We start from the raw sequence: 14,914 nt of genomic DNA on the forward strand, positions 1-14,914 counted from the left end.
CGCCCCTTAAGCATACACCTTAAGCCCAGGATTTTAATCCTGGGCTTGTATTCTTTTTGAATTAAATTCATTCATCGCTTTATTTACATTATCTTTTACTATCGTCTCAACTGCTAATGCAGCTCTTTCAATAGAAGCATCTATTTTTTCTCTTTCATCTTTACTAAACTTGCTTAAAACAAAATCAGCTAAGTCCTGACTTTCTTTTTTATCTCCTATGCCAATTTTTACTCTAGTAAAATTATCAGATTGCAATTGATATATTATAGATTTTAAACCATTATGTGAACCAGCACTACCTTTAGCTTTTACTCTAATAGTTGCAAAATCAATATCAATATCATCTACTATTACTATTATATTCTCTATAGGAAGCTTATAGAAGTTATATAAATCCAAAACCGCTATTCCACTATTATTCATATAGGTCTGAGGTTTCAATAGTATAACCTTTTCATCTCCAATAACGCCTTCTCCATATAGTGACTTAAACTTTGTTTTATTTACCTTGATGTTATTTCTATACGCTAATAGATCTAAAGTATCAAAACCGACATTATGTCTAGTATTAGAATAGTTCTTTCCCGGGTTCCCTAATCCAACTATAACAAACAATATATCACTCCTTGTCTTAATCAAACAATGTACTTACAGATTCATTGGAATGAACTCTTCTAATTGCTTCAGCAAATATTGGAGCAATACTTACAACCTCTATCTTGTCAATTCTCTTTTCCTCATTTAAAGGTATAGTATCTGTAACTACAAATTTTTCTATTACAGATTCTTCTATCCTTTTTACTGCAGGTCCTGACAAGACTGGATGAGTAGCACAAGCATAAACGGATCTAGCACCATAATCCTTCAACACTTGGGCTGCCTTGGTAATAGTTCCTGCTGTATCCACTATATCATCTACTAATATTACATTTTTGCCTTCAATATCTCCTATTACATTCATTACTTCTGATACATTAGCTTTAGGTCTTCTTTTTTCAATTATAGCAATGGGCAAATCCAATATATTAGCAAAATTTCTTGTTCTAGCAACTCCACCTAAATCAGGGGATACTATGACAGTTTCTCTATCTATTATATTCTTAAAATAATCTGCAAGTATTGGTACTCCAGATAAATGGTCTACTGGAAGATCAAAATAACCTTGAATTTGTCCTGCATGTAAATCCATAGTAATAAGTCTATCTATACCTGCTGCCTCCAACAAATCAGCAACTAACTTTGCTGTAATAGGCTCCCTAGATTTCGTCTTTCTATCCTGTCTAGCATATCCATAGTATGGAATTACTGCATTAATTCTTCCAGCAGAAGCTCTTTTCAAAGCATCTATTAGTATTAAAACCTCCATTAAATTATCATTAACTGGAGAAGAAGTTGGTTGAATTACAAATACATCATTGCCTCTGACAGTTTGAGCAATATTTACAAATAATTCTCCATCACTAAATTTCCCAACTTCACAGCATCCTAAAGAAACATCTAATTCTTTAGAGATATCTTCTGTTAACTTTCTATGGGAGTTTCCTGAAAAAATTTGAATCTTTCCTATACTTAAATTCATATCAAATCCTCCTGTTAGTTTTTGTTTTATTTATCTTTTTTATAATTCTTTTTTTCTACCCATCCACTTTTATTTACCTGTCTAGCTCTAGCAATAGACAAATAACCTTCTCCTACTTCTTCAGTTATAGTGGATCCAGCAGCTATATAACCCCACTCTTTAACTACTACAGGCGCTACTAAATTAGAATTACTTCCAATAAAAGCATTATCTTCAATTACACTTCTATGTTTAGTACGGCCATCATAGTTTACAAATACAACACCACAGCCTATGTTCACATTTTCACCCACATCTGCATCACCAACATAAGCTAAATGACCTGCTTTTGAATTATTTCCTATTGTAGAATTCTTAACCTCTACAAAATTACCGATTTTTAAATTCTTACCTAAATGACTATTAGGACGCAAATGAGCATATGGTCCTATATGGCATCCATCATCTATGGAACTCTTTTCAATAGTGGATGAATGAATGTCTACTTTATTCCCAATTTGGCTGTCCTCTATTATTGTGTTTTCTCCAATTATGCAGTCTTGTCCAATGACAGTATTACCTTTTAAAAATGTTCCAGGATATACTATAGTATCAATTCCAATCTTTACTTTGGAACCAATATAAGTACTTTCTGGGTTTATTATTGTTACTCCTCTTTCCATATGGCTTTTGTTTATCCTATCTCGCATTACCTTTTCACAAAAAGCTAATTGAGCCCTAGAATTTACTCCATAAATCTCAGTGGAATCATCTATTAAACAAACTCCTATCTTACAATTTTTTTCCCTTAAGATTGTAAAAACATCTGTTATATAATATTCGCCTTGAGCATTGTTATTGTCTATTTCATTTAAAGCATATTTTAAATACTTTCCTTTAAAACAATATATACCTGAATTAATTTCCTTTATTTTCATCTCGTTTTCATTAGCATCTTTATGTTCGACAATTTTTAGTATCTTACCTTCTTCATCTCTTACTATTCTACCATATCCTGTAGGATTTTCCACATATGCAGTTAGTACTGTGCCATCGTATTCATTTTCCCTGTGATAATTCATAAATTCCTTTATTGTTTTACTTGTTATCAATGGGGTATCACCATATAAAATCATTACATTGCTCTCATCATCTATATAATCAATAGCTTGCATAACTGCATATCCAGTACCATAAGGAAATTCTTCTCCTATAGGTTGAGTTTTAAATTCAATATCGACATCTTTGAATTCATTCTTTACTTCATTTCCCCCATGTCCAACTATAACAATATTTTTTTCTATACTAGCATTCTTACTAGCTTCTATTACATATTGTAACATTGTCTTTCCGTTTATATTATGCAAAACTTTTGGGACTCTAGATTTCATTCTTGTTCCCTCTCCTGCTGCCAATATTACAGAAATATTCATAATAACACCTCTCCTAATTTTATATGTTCAAAATATATTTTAACTTATTTATACTATAAGTCCAAACTAAAATTAAATAATTTCAAATAAATTTATAAGTCTTCACTTTTATTATAATATTTCTGTCCATAAAACATCAAGAAAACAAAAAAAGGAGCTTTCGCTCCTTTTTAACTATTTGTCTGTTATTAGAACTTTTTCGTATTCTTCAAAAATCGCATCTTGAATCTTCTTTCTTGTCTCTGCATTAATTGGATGCGCAATGTCCCGAAATTCTCCATCCGCCATTTTTCTACTAGGCATAGCTATAAATAATCCATTTTGACCATCAATTATTTTTATATCATGTACAACAAATTCTTCATCAAAAGTTACGGACACTATCGCCTTCATTTTCCCTTCTTCATTAATCTTTCTAATCCTTACGTCAGTTACTTTCACTAATAAACTCACCACCTTCCATAGAAGTCAATAAAATATTACTAAATATTCTTTATATTCTCTATATTTTTTAAAAGTCCTTCTTATTTTTTAAGTATTTTATTTTTTATTTATAATTTAAACAAAAAAAATTAAGTTTCGCTTTTTTCTTCCAAATATTAGGATATACGATTGTTGCCTTTTTATAATTATAGTAATATGATATAATCAAGCAGTAACAAAATAATATTATTGTGAATAAAATAATATTAATACTTAATTTGGTAATAATATTGGAATAGGGCGATTAATTTGAAAACTTAGGAGGTAAGTTAATGTTTACTTTTTCTATAAATGAACATAAATATAATCATATTCACTTTATCGGAATTGGTGGAGTTAGTATGAGTGCTATGGCAGAAATTCTATTATCAAAAGGATATAAAATTTCTGGTTCTGATATGAATTCTAATTATACAATAAAAAGATTGAAAAATTTAGGAACTGATATATACATAGGCCATAGCAAATGTAATATCAAAGATGCTGATTTAGTAATATATACAGACGCTATATCTAAAGATAACGAAGAATTATTAGAAGCTTTAGATACAGATATCCCAACAGTTGATAGAGCAACTTTTTTAGGTGCACTTATGAAAAATTATCAAAACTCAATCGCAGTATCAGGTACTCATGGTAAAACTACTACAACCAGTATGATTGCCACTATATTAAATCATTCTGATTTAGATCCTACTATTTTACTTGGAGGACAATTAGATGAAATTGGTGGAAATGTGAAATTAGGTAATAAAAAGCATATACTTACAGAAGCTTGTGAATATAAAGGAAATATTTTAAAATACTTCCCAAGTACAGCAATCATTTTAAATATGGAAGAAGACCATCTAGATTATTTTAAAAATATTGATCACATAGTAGATACTTTCGTTCAATACGGGAAAAATATCCAGAAAGATGGAAATCTAATCATCAATATTGATGACGAAAATGCAAAAAAAGTAATTAAAAATACAGATACAAATGTTATTACTTTTGGAATAGATAACAAAGCTGATTATACTGCTGAAAATATATCATTTACATCTCAAGGCTATCCTAAGTTTATGCTCAATATAAAAAATAGTTCATTACATCCAGTTGAATTAAGCATAATGGGAGTTCATAATGTTTATAATGCATTAGCTAGTATAGCAGCTTCACATTCAATAGGTATACCTATTGATACCATATTAAAAAATATAGAGAAATTCAAAGGAACCCATAGACGCTTAGAATTAAAAGGAATTATTAATGGTATAAAAATAATTGATGATTACGCTCATCATCCTACAGAAATAAGAGCATCTTTAAAAGCTCTGAAAAATTCAACAAAAAATCAAATATGGTGTATTTTTCAACCTCACACTTATAGCAGAACAAAATTATTGTTAAATAACTTTTCAAAATCTTTTTCAAATGCTGATAAAGTAATAATTACAGATATATATGCTGCCAGAGAAAAGGATACTGGAATAATTCATTCTACTCATCTAGTAGATGCTTTGGTAAGGAATAAAATAGACGCTAAGTATATCTCCTCTTTTGAAAATATTGAAAACTATATACTAGGCAATGCTAAAAAAGGTGATATTGTTGTAACCATGGGAGCAGGGAATATATATGAAGTAGGAGAATCCATACTGGAATCTAATGAAAAAGAAGCAATTTAACCCCCTAATCATTGGGGGTTTTTTCTATATTATATGTTTCTTCTAATATATTTTTAATTTCTACTGAGTCAAAAATATAATAAGATAATAATTTACCATCATATCTTCTAAATTTCGATTCTCCTGGAAGTGTACTAAAACTTATATCTTCAGATTTCATTCCCAGTGCTTTTCTTGAATAGTTCAAAGCATCAATTAAAGTTATATCAGTTTCAACATATTGATAGCCATCCTTAATCACCATTGGTAAACGATAAGATAAAACTTTATCAGTAAAAGATTTAAGGAATTGTTGTTGTGCTTTAATCCTTCCTAGATCTCCATCTATATAACCATTTTCTTCAGAATTTCCTGTTCTATATCTCAAGAATTCTAGAGCTTTTTTCCCATTTAATACTCTTTTTCCTTTTTTTAAATCTATATGTAAAGGTGGATCAGCAGTAGGATCATCATACTTCATATGAAAAGGTACTACTACTTCCACTCCGCCAATTGAATCTACAACTTTTTCCACACCCTTATAGTCTAACATTATATAATGATGAATAGGTACTCCTTGAAATATATGGGATACGGCTTTTCTTACACCTTCTACACCATGTTCTCCATATATAGCATTTATCTTTCTTTGTTCTGCTCTACTATAACCCTTTCTATGAATATAAGTATCTCTTGGTACTGAAATAACATTTATCTTTTTAGTATCTGGCTCAAAAGAAGCAAATATAATAGTATCTGTTCTAATATCTTCCATTCCTAATATAATTATATTAATTCTATCACTCTTATCATAAGCTTCGGATAACGAATGGTATACCTTTTTCAATTCTTCCCGTTCATTATCTTTATATTGTTTTCGTACAATACTATCATCTATACTTGAATCCGATTTCTCTTCATTTGCTTTTAAATAAGAATAGGAACCCAAAGAAATAGCAATAATAAAAAAAATAAAGGACACAATAAAAACTTTCCAAAAGGTTTTCATTTGATAGCCACCTTCCATAAATAATATTTTTATATATTGTGTCCAATACATATTTTTATATAATGCTCATAATAATAAAATAACTTTCCTTTTTGAAGCCTGGCACCAAAAAAAGAAAGTTATTTTCAATTAAATGATATATTTTATCTAAAATAGTCAAAATTCCTTGCTCATTCTAATATCCAGGTTTTCCTAAGAGCCTAAACATATTCTTTTTGTATTCTTCTACTCCAGGCTGATCAAATGGATTAACTCCTAATATATATCCACTAATAGCACATGCTTTTTCAAAGAAGTAGATTAATTTACCAAGAAAATATTCATTCATTTCAGGTACATTAATTATCAAATTAGGTACCTTCCCAGTTATATGAGCTTCCAAAGTCCCTTCAAAAGCTTTCTTGTTTACATAGTCTATGGTTTTACCTGCTAAGAAATTAAGACCATCCAAATTATCTTTATCCTTTTTAATAACTAAATCCTTTTTTGCTTTCATTATATTTATTGTGGTTTCAAATAAATTTCTTTTCCCATCTTGAATAAATTGTCCTAATGAATGCAAGTCAGTAGTAAAATTCGCTGAAGCCGGATATATTCCTTTTCCATCCTTCCCTTCACTTTCACCATATAACTGTTTCCACCACTCTGCAAGATAATAAATGTAAGGCTCATAATTTACAAATATCTCTATATCCTTTCCTTTATTGTACAAAATATTTCTTATCAATGCATATTGATAGCATATATTATCATCCACTTTATCTAAGTATTCTGTTACACCATCCAAAGCACCTTTTAATAAACCCTCTATATCAATTCCTGATACAGCTATTGGTAATAAACCAACTGGTGTAAGTACAGAATACCTTCCTCCTATATCATCAGGTATAATAAAAGAAGTGTAGCCTTCTTTTTTAGTCAAATCTCTCAAAGCACCTTTTGATCTATCAGTAGTTACATAAATCCTTTTTTTTGCTTCTTCTTTCCCATATCTATTTTCTATGTATTCTTTAAACAACCTAAAAGCTAAAGCTGGTTCTGTAGTCGTCCCAGATTTAGATATTACATTTACGCTTATATCCTTACCTTCTAATATATCAAACAAATCTAAAATATAGCTGCTACTGATGTTATTTCCTACATAATAGATTTCAGGACCTTTACGTTTATCTTTCGTCAACTCGTTATAAAAACTATGGTTCAAAGCTTCTATACATGCTCTAGCGCCTAAATAAGATCCTCCTATACCTATAATTATTAAAACATCTGAACTATCTCGTATATAATCAGCTACATCCTTAATTTGTGCAATTTCATTTTTATCAATATCCTTAGGTAAGTCAATCCAACCTGTAAACTCATTACCTGCCCCAATATTTTTATGTAACATTTCATGAGCAGTATGTACTAGTGGTTTCATCTGCTCTATTTCATAATTTTTAATTAAACTTTTTGAATAATCAAAAGTAATATTACCCATACATTTACACCCTCCATTGAATTATTCTAATGAATGTTAAAAGTTTTAGAAGCTAGCTTCTAAAACTTTTAACTATCTAATACTTCCATCAATAAGATTGCATAATCATCTTCCTGTTCTCCCCATCTAAATTTTTCTATACTATTCACTATACACTTCAATACATCATCGTCACTTTTCTTTATAATATCTATTACGTTATCTACTCCAAACTCTACTCTGTCAACATTTTTTACTTCTGTTATTCCATCAGTATAGAAAAGGATTTTATCATCTTTATTTAATATTATATCATTCTCTTCATAATATACTTTATTAAATATTAGAGATATTGGAAAGCCTTTTGTTTTTAATAGATCTATATCATTAGAATTATACTTAATAGGTATACAATTATGTCCAGCGTTTGCATATTTAAAATGATTATTCTCTGCATTAAACACAGCATAAAAAATCGTGAAATATTTATCTGTACCTAAATTTAGAGATCTAAATCTCTTATGGAGCTTAGTCAAGGCTATAGAAGGGTTCACAACTTCATCTTTTATAGATCTCATGGTCTCTCTAACAAACATGGTCATCATAGAAGCGGTCACACCATGACCTACTACATCACAAATATACATTCCAATATTATTATCATCAATATGAAAAACATCAAAGACATCTCCGCTTAATACTTCAGAAGGTTTATATAAATGATCAATTTTCAATTTATTATATATACCTTTCTTAGGTAAAATTCTACGCTGAAGTTTTTTAGCGAATCTTAAATCCTTAACCATTTTTGTATTTTTTTCAATAAGTTCTAATTCTAATTTTCTTTCTCTAGTTACATCTCTAAGCACTTCAACAGCACCTATTATATTACCATTTCTGTCCTTAAACGGAGAACTCAAAACAGAAAAGTATCTTCCATTTACAATTTCTTCTTTTTGTACTATCTCATTACTTTTTATGCTCCTTTTTGATATACAAAAATTACATGGTTCATCTCTTCCGATTGTTTCATAACATTTTTTACCTACTAAGTCCTCTCCTAAAGCTTTTTTCATAGCTTTATTAGCATATAAAATAGTACCATCATAACTTATCAGTCTAACCCAATCCGCCATGCTTTCAAGAACTTGATAATTTAACATATCATATTCTGTCAAATTGTTCTCTAAAATTTTAGCTCCTTTCCTATTTAACATAGTATCACCCTTTAAATGAATTAGGTACTTTTGTCAATAATATCATAATGAATTTTAAAATACAAAATCTATTCACATTTCCATTCTTAACTAATTATATACTAAATTCTTTGATTTACTTGCACTTTTTTATTTTTATAATACTATAAATAATACAGTTGTCCTATGAAAATTAATATAGATTATTCATTTATTTTAATCTTCGTATTTTACCTTTATCTCATCCTTTTCTAAATATCTTGCTAAAGCATATATTAGATCTGATAATCTATTTATATATTTAAGTACTAGAGAATCTACCTCATTATGATAACTTAAAGTAGTTATTCTTCTTTCTGCTCTTCTACATACAGTACGACAAACATGAAGATACCCAGATTTCTTACCTGACCCAGGAATTATAAAACCAGTCTGATCACTCAACTTTCCCATATATTTATCAATTCCATCTTCTAGGCTTTTAATATCTTGTTCCACTATATTATACTTAACTTTATCCTTATCCTCTGTAGCTAGATTAGAAGCTACTACAAATAACTTACTTTGAACTTGTTGAATCAAATTGTATATTTCTTTATCATCTATATAATTTTTGGCTAATCCTAAAAAAGAAACTAATTCGTCAACAGTACCATAACTTTCTACTCTAATATGGTCTTTTGGTACTCTTTTATTATCAAATAGACTTGTAGTTCCTTTATCTCCAGTCTTTGTATAAATGCTCATATATTATCTTCCCCCTTAATTATTTTTATATATTAACATTATACCTAGACCCCTACTGTCATCTTTTCTTCGGAGGCCTCGGTCCATAATATTGGTAATAATCAACTTTAATCCTGCCATTATATAATTTTCTCTTTCTACTTGCTTTTTTGCCATATAATTTTTCAAAATCTTCATTTGAAGTTAGAACATATATTGAATAGGTATCAAGCTCTCTAAATATTTTCCCCATATCTTTATATATTCTATTTACTTCTTCTTTTTCTCCAATTCTTTCACCGTAAGGAGGGTTGCAAATAATTATGCCGTAATCATCTCTAAAATCTATATTTCTAAAATCTCTAGTAATAAATTTTATGTCTTCCTCTACTCCCATATTATAGGCGTTATCTTTTGCTATTTCTATTGCTTTTTTATCTGTATCTGAACCTATAATATTTAATTTAATATCTTTATTCATTGCATCCCAAACGTTTCTTCTCGCATTATACCAATATTCTTTCTTTATCCTTGGCCATTCTTCTGAAACAAAATTTCTATTAAGTCCTGGTGCTATATTTTTCCCAATCATTGCTGCCTCAATAGGAATAGTCCCAGAACCACAAAAAGGATCTATAAAAAATCTATTTTTGTTCCAATAACTTAACTGAACTAATGCTGCGGCTAAAGTTTCCTTTAAAGGTGCTTCTACGCTTTTACTTCTGTATCCTCTTTTATGCAATCCTATTCCAGAAGTATCTATAGTCAATGTGGCTATGTCCTTTAAAATTGACACTTCTATTGTAAATTTTGCTCCAGTTTCTTTGAACCATTCAGTATTATATTTAGTCTTCAATTTTTCTACTACCGCTTTCTTTACTATGGCTTGAGAATCTGAAATACTATATAACTGAGAATTTACTGATTTGCCTTCTACTGTGAATTCTCCATCTTCAGTAATCCATTCATCCCAAGGAAGAGCCTTAGTCTTTTCAAATAATTCTTCAAAAGAAGTAGTCTCAAACTCTCCCATTTTTAACAATACCCTATCAGCAGATCTTAACCAAAGATTTACAATAGGAATATCCTTTTCTGTAGCATTAAAGGTTACCTTACCATTTTCTACAATCAAATCATTATAACCTAAATTCTGTAATTCCTTTTTTACAACAGCTTCCAATCCGAATGTGGACGTTGCAATTAATTCTAGTTGTCCCATACTATCTTCCTTTCTATATATATCTTACTTATTATTATACCTGAAAAATAGAAACAATTTCTCTTATATGTGTTATTTTTATATTATTTGGGTATTAAATTGTATAGATTGTTAGATTAAAATAATTTTAATAAAATAGGAGGTTTTATAAATGAGAAAAATAGGAGAATTATATCAAAGCGGAGATTGGAAAGGTGAAAAACATGTACCAGTAATCCATGTTTCAGAAAGAGCTAATAAAGGTGATTTAATAGAAGTAAGTGTAAATATAGGAGAAGAAATTTCCCATCCAAATACTCAAGAACACTATATCTCATGGATTAAGCTATATTTCCATCCAGAGGGAGCAAAGTTTCCAGTAGAAGTAGGTAATTATAATTTTAATAGTCATGGAGAGCAAGACATCTATACTGAGCCATATATAACAACTAAGTTCAAGGTTGAAAAGTCTGGAATTCTCTATGCTACAAGCTATTGTAATATACATGGATTATGGGAAAATAGTAAAGAATTAGAAGTAGAATAATTACGTCATAAAGTGTTACAATATATTAGCCATCCTTTCCACCCTTGACAATATATAATATATATATTAATATACACTTAAATCAATATAGAACGAAGATGGATACAGTAACTCATTATGGTTAAATGACAGAGAGTAGATCGTTGGTGAGAGATCTATAACCTAATAATTGAGTGAAATATGAATCCTGAGTTTCAATGGGAAACCATTGCGTTTGTCACACGTTAAGTGATTAAAGGCTTTATGCAAATTAAGGTGGTACCACGGGTATCTTCTCGTCCTTACATGAGAAGATACCCTTTTTTATTGAAATGAATTATTTAAATATAAAACTTTAGGAGGTAGAAAAAATGGCTAATGTATATGATGTATTACAAGAAAGAGGTTATATTGACCAAGTAACTTATGAAGATGAACTTAGAGACCTTTTAGGTAATGAATCAGTTACTTTCTATGTAGGATTTGACGCTACTGCTGATAGCTTAACTTTAGGTCACTTTATTCAAATAATGGTTATGATGCATATGCAAAAAGCAGGTCATCGACCTATAGCATTATTAGGTGGCGGAACTACTATGGTAGGAGATCCTTCAGGACGAACTGATATGAGAAAGATGCTTACTAAGGAAGAAATAGATAATAATGCTAGCAAATTCAAGGAACAATTTTCAAGATTTTTAGATTTTGATAACGGTAAAGCCATTGTAGAAAATAATGCAAATTGGTTATTAAAGTTAAATTTTCTTGAATTCATGAGAGAAATTGGTGTACATTTCTCTGTGAACCATATGCTTACCTTAGAAAGCTATAAAAATAGATTGGAAAAAGGATTAACATTCTTCGAATTCAGCTATATGCTAATGCAATCCTATGATTTCTTACAATTATACAGAAATTATAATTGTCGCCTTCAAGTAGGGGGCAGCGATCAGTGGTCTAATATATTAGGAGGGTATGATCTGATTAGAAAGCTTGAACAAGATAAAGTATATGCTATGACCTTTAAGCTACTATCCACTGCATCAGGAGTTAAAATGGGTAAAACAGCAAAAGGCGCAATATGGTTAGATCATAAAAAAACTTCGCCTTATGAATTCTACCAATATTTACGAAATACAGATGATAGAGATGTGGAAAAATTCTTAGCGTTATTAACATTTCTACCTATAGATGAGGTAAAAAGATTAGGATCCCTAAAAGGATCTAAAATAAATAAAGCTAAGGAAATTCTCGCCTTTGAGGTAACTAAGATGGTTCATGGTGAAAAAGAGGCTATAAAAGCACAAGACGCTTCTAGAGCTTTGTTTTTAGGTGAAAATAAGGAAGGATCTATTCCTTTCACAGAATTTGATAAATCGGCATTCGAAAAAGGAATAGGCATTTTAGATCTATTAACAAAAGTAGGACTTACTAAATCAAATAGCGAAGGTAGACGTCTTATAAAGCAAAATGGTATTTCTATAGATAATGCAAAAATTAAAGATATAAACAGAACCATTATATTAGAAGATTTTAATGACAATAAACTAATGTTGCGCAAAGGTAAAAAAATATATCATCAAATAAGAATAAAATAAAATATTTCCTTTTAGTCCTGATTCAATCAGGACTTTTTATTTTACATGCTATACCAATATTATGTATATATTCCATTTATTGTTCATTTATTTAATAAAAATTTAATGTTATACTCTTACAAAGTTCAAAATGAAAGGGGGATAGATCAAACTAAATAATATTTAAAATCTTAAGGAGGCAATAAATAATGAAAAATGGAAAGAAAATTATAGTTTCTTTAGTAGCAACTCTATTTTTATCTACAGCTATAGGACATGCTCAAAACTTTAATCATAGAGTTAGTAAAAGTAAAAATGACAATAATTTAAACAATAAAAATGGATATGTTTTAAAAAACAACAAGTATTCCAACGATTATCTAAAAAAAGCATTTGACAGTTTAGTTCTTAAATTAACTCCATTATTCAATTTAGATAAAGAAGAACCACAAGATAATGAATCAGAAAACAAAGAAGAACAAGAACCAAATAAACCAGAAAAACCAAAAGATAATGAATCAGAAAATAAAGAAGAACAAGAACCAAATAAACCAGAAAAACCAAAAGATAATGAATCAGAAAATAAAGAAGAACAAGAACCATGTAAGCCAGAAAAACCAGAAGATAATGAATCAGAAAATAAGGAAGAACAACAACCATGTAAGCCAGAAAAATCAGAAGATAATGAATCAGAAAATAAAGAAGAGCAAGAACCAAGTAAACCAGAAAAACCAGAAGATAATGAATCAGAAAATAAAGAAGAACAAGAACCATGTAAGCCAGAAAAATCAGAAGATAATGAATCAGAAAATAAGGAAGAACAACAACCAAGTAAACCAGAAAAACCAGAAGATAATGAATCAGAAAATAAAGAAGAACAAGATAACCAAACACCTGACGACAATACATCTTCTGTAGAAAAAGAAGTTGTTAGACTAGTAAATATTGAAAGAGAAAAAGCTGGACTAGCTCCATTAACTCATAGTGCAGAACTATCAAAAGTTGCTCGAGCTAAGTCTCAAGACATGGCCGACAAAAACTATTTTAGCCATAATTCTCCTACATATGGTGATCCATTCGCCATGATGAAGGAGTTTGGAATCGACTACGGATACGCAGGAGAAAATATTGCTAAAGGACAAAAAAGTGCAGAGTCTGTAGTTGAAGGATGGATGAATTCAACAGGTCATAGAGAAAACATCCTAAATCCAAATTTTAATAAAATCGGAGTAGGATATGTTGAATCTAATGGTACCACTTACTGGACCCAAATGTTTACAGATTAATTCTTGGCTAAAAAAATAAACATATAAAATTAAAAGTTAGGATTCTAATGATTAGAATCCTAACTTTTTTCACTGCTTTTCATTGATAAGAATATAAATTATAACATCGCTTCATATCAACAATGGTAACTGTAATATTCATTCTTCATTTTATTATATCTATAAAATTCTTAGTCACCTTAGCTGTATACCCCCATATTATATAATCATTATAATGATAAAAATATACTGAATGCCTATCTATTTTCCAATCATAATCTTTCCCATTAGGTATCAAATTATATGGAAAATCATTGCTAATTGCTGGATGTAATTCTATGTAATATAATTTAGGTTCATCATTTAGAAAAAATTCAATAGGTACCGTGAATATGTGATCAACTTCGCCCTTGTTTGGTCTTATATCATCTACATCTATATTTTGAATTATAGCTAAAAAAGAATGTATAGTAGTATTATCACGAGACACAAGATAATCTAATTCGCCTATTATATTAATATTTTTATATTCAATATTGAGTTCTTCCATGGTTTCCCTTATAGCAGCATCTCTATAGGTTTCTCCTTTTTCTAGCTGACCACCTGGAAATGATATCTCCCCAGGTTGTCTATTTAAATTTTTATCCCTCAATTCATATATTAACTCCCAACTACCATTTATATTTATCATAGGTACTACTATTGCATATTCTTTCTTAATATCTAGAGGCTGTGGAATTCTATTCTCTATCTTTCTTATAACATCATCTATATCTACCATTATAGCTCCCCCCAATATATAAAAATATAAGCGGCCAGCCATTGACCGCTT

The 14,914-nt window shown here is 29.5% G+C and carries 14 protein-coding genes and 1 other annotated feature; of the genes, 4 read left to right on the forward strand and 10 right to left on the reverse strand.

Features of this window, described 5'->3' with window-relative positions:
- Positions 1–33 precede the first annotated feature (33 nt).
- From pth to spoVG, 4 genes are all read right to left on the reverse strand, one after another.
- Positions 34–615, reverse strand: coding sequence for an aminoacyl-tRNA hydrolase (gene pth / locus K8M07_RS04965; RefSeq protein WP_223376794.1), 582 nt, complete (start codon positions 613–615; stop codon positions 34–36).
- A 16-nt stretch (positions 616–631) separates the two neighbouring features.
- Complete coding sequence (locus K8M07_RS04970) at positions 632–1,579, reverse strand: ribose-phosphate diphosphokinase (RefSeq protein ID WP_263282456.1); 948 nt, start codon at positions 1,577–1,579, stop codon at positions 632–634.
- A 26-nt stretch (positions 1,580–1,605) separates the two neighbouring features.
- A complete protein-coding gene (gene glmU / locus K8M07_RS04975) occupies positions 1,606–2,991 on the reverse strand; it encodes a bifunctional UDP-N-acetylglucosamine diphosphorylase/glucosamine-1-phosphate N-acetyltransferase GlmU (RefSeq protein ID WP_223376795.1) in 1,386 nt (461 codons plus the stop codon).
- 174 nt (positions 2,992–3,165) lie between these two features.
- Positions 3,166–3,432 carry a septation regulator SpoVG gene (gene spoVG, locus K8M07_RS04980; protein WP_223376796.1) on the reverse strand — a complete coding sequence of 89 codons (267 nt, stop codon included), beginning with the start codon at positions 3,430–3,432 and terminating at the stop codon, positions 3,166–3,168.
- A 314-nt stretch (positions 3,433–3,746) separates the two neighbouring features.
- Here spoVG and murC point away from each other — a divergent pair, with 314 nt between their 5' ends.
- A complete protein-coding gene (murC, locus tag K8M07_RS04985; RefSeq protein ID WP_223376797.1) occupies positions 3,747–5,147 on the forward strand; it encodes a UDP-N-acetylmuramate--L-alanine ligase in 1,401 nt (466 codons plus the stop codon).
- Positions 5,148–5,151: 4 nt separating this feature from the next.
- On the opposite strand, the gene K8M07_RS04990 is transcribed toward murC, so the two are convergent.
- The 5 genes from K8M07_RS04990 to K8M07_RS05010 form a co-directional block, all read right to left on the reverse strand.
- Positions 5,152–6,135, reverse strand: a complete 984-nt coding sequence (locus tag K8M07_RS04990) for an LCP family protein (protein ID WP_223376798.1) — start codon at positions 6,133–6,135, stop codon at positions 5,152–5,154.
- Positions 6,136–6,310: 175 nt separating this feature from the next.
- The gene (locus K8M07_RS04995) at positions 6,311–7,615 is read right to left on the reverse strand and encodes a glucose-6-phosphate isomerase (RefSeq protein ID WP_223376799.1); all 1,305 of its coding nucleotides are present in this window, start codon (positions 7,613–7,615) and stop codon (positions 6,311–6,313) included.
- 68 nt (positions 7,616–7,683) lie between these two features.
- Entirely contained in the window at positions 7,684–8,811 is a 1,128-nt protein-coding gene (locus K8M07_RS05000) for a SpoIIE family protein phosphatase (RefSeq protein WP_223376800.1), read from the reverse strand.
- Between the two features lie 195 nt (positions 8,812–9,006).
- A complete protein-coding gene (locus K8M07_RS05005; RefSeq protein WP_223376801.1) occupies positions 9,007–9,537 on the reverse strand; it encodes a cob(I)yrinic acid a,c-diamide adenosyltransferase in 531 nt (176 codons plus the stop codon).
- A 58-nt stretch (positions 9,538–9,595) separates the two neighbouring features.
- Entirely contained in the window at positions 9,596–10,735 is a 1,140-nt protein-coding gene (locus K8M07_RS05010; RefSeq protein WP_223376802.1) for a class I SAM-dependent RNA methyltransferase, read from the reverse strand.
- A gap of 151 nt (positions 10,736–10,886) precedes the next feature.
- Here K8M07_RS05010 and K8M07_RS05015 point away from each other — a divergent pair, with 151 nt between their 5' ends.
- The 3 genes from K8M07_RS05015 to K8M07_RS05025 all read left to right on the forward strand — a co-directional run bounded on the left by K8M07_RS05015 (position 10,887) and on the right by K8M07_RS05025 (position 14,103).
- Positions 10,887–11,261 (forward strand): class II SORL domain-containing protein, encoded by a 375-nt coding sequence (locus K8M07_RS05015; RefSeq protein WP_223376803.1) that lies wholly within the window; start codon positions 10,887–10,889, stop codon positions 11,259–11,261.
- Between the two features lie 86 nt (positions 11,262–11,347).
- Positions 11,348–11,547: a binding site (T-box leader), on the forward strand.
- 64 nt (positions 11,548–11,611) lie between these two features.
- Positions 11,612–12,838: a tyrosine--tRNA ligase gene (gene tyrS, locus K8M07_RS05020; protein ID WP_223376804.1), complete on the forward strand. Its 1,227-nt coding sequence runs from the start codon at positions 11,612–11,614 to the stop codon at positions 12,836–12,838.
- 188 nt (positions 12,839–13,026) lie between these two features.
- Positions 13,027–14,103 carry a CAP domain-containing protein gene (locus K8M07_RS05025; RefSeq protein ID WP_223376805.1) on the forward strand — a complete coding sequence of 359 codons (1,077 nt, stop codon included), beginning with the start codon at positions 13,027–13,029 and terminating at the stop codon, positions 14,101–14,103.
- A 145-nt stretch (positions 14,104–14,248) separates the two neighbouring features.
- Here the strand turns inward: K8M07_RS05025 and K8M07_RS05030 are convergent, their stop codons facing one another.
- Positions 14,249–14,863 (reverse strand): NUDIX hydrolase, encoded by a 615-nt coding sequence (locus tag K8M07_RS05030; RefSeq protein WP_223376806.1) that lies wholly within the window; start codon positions 14,861–14,863, stop codon positions 14,249–14,251.
- Between the last annotated feature and the right edge of the window lie 51 nt (positions 14,864–14,914).

The organism is Schnuerera sp. xch1 (genome assembly GCF_019931165.1).
Classification (GTDB): Bacteria; Bacillota; Clostridia; order Tissierellales; family Tepidimicrobiaceae; genus JAIOUP01.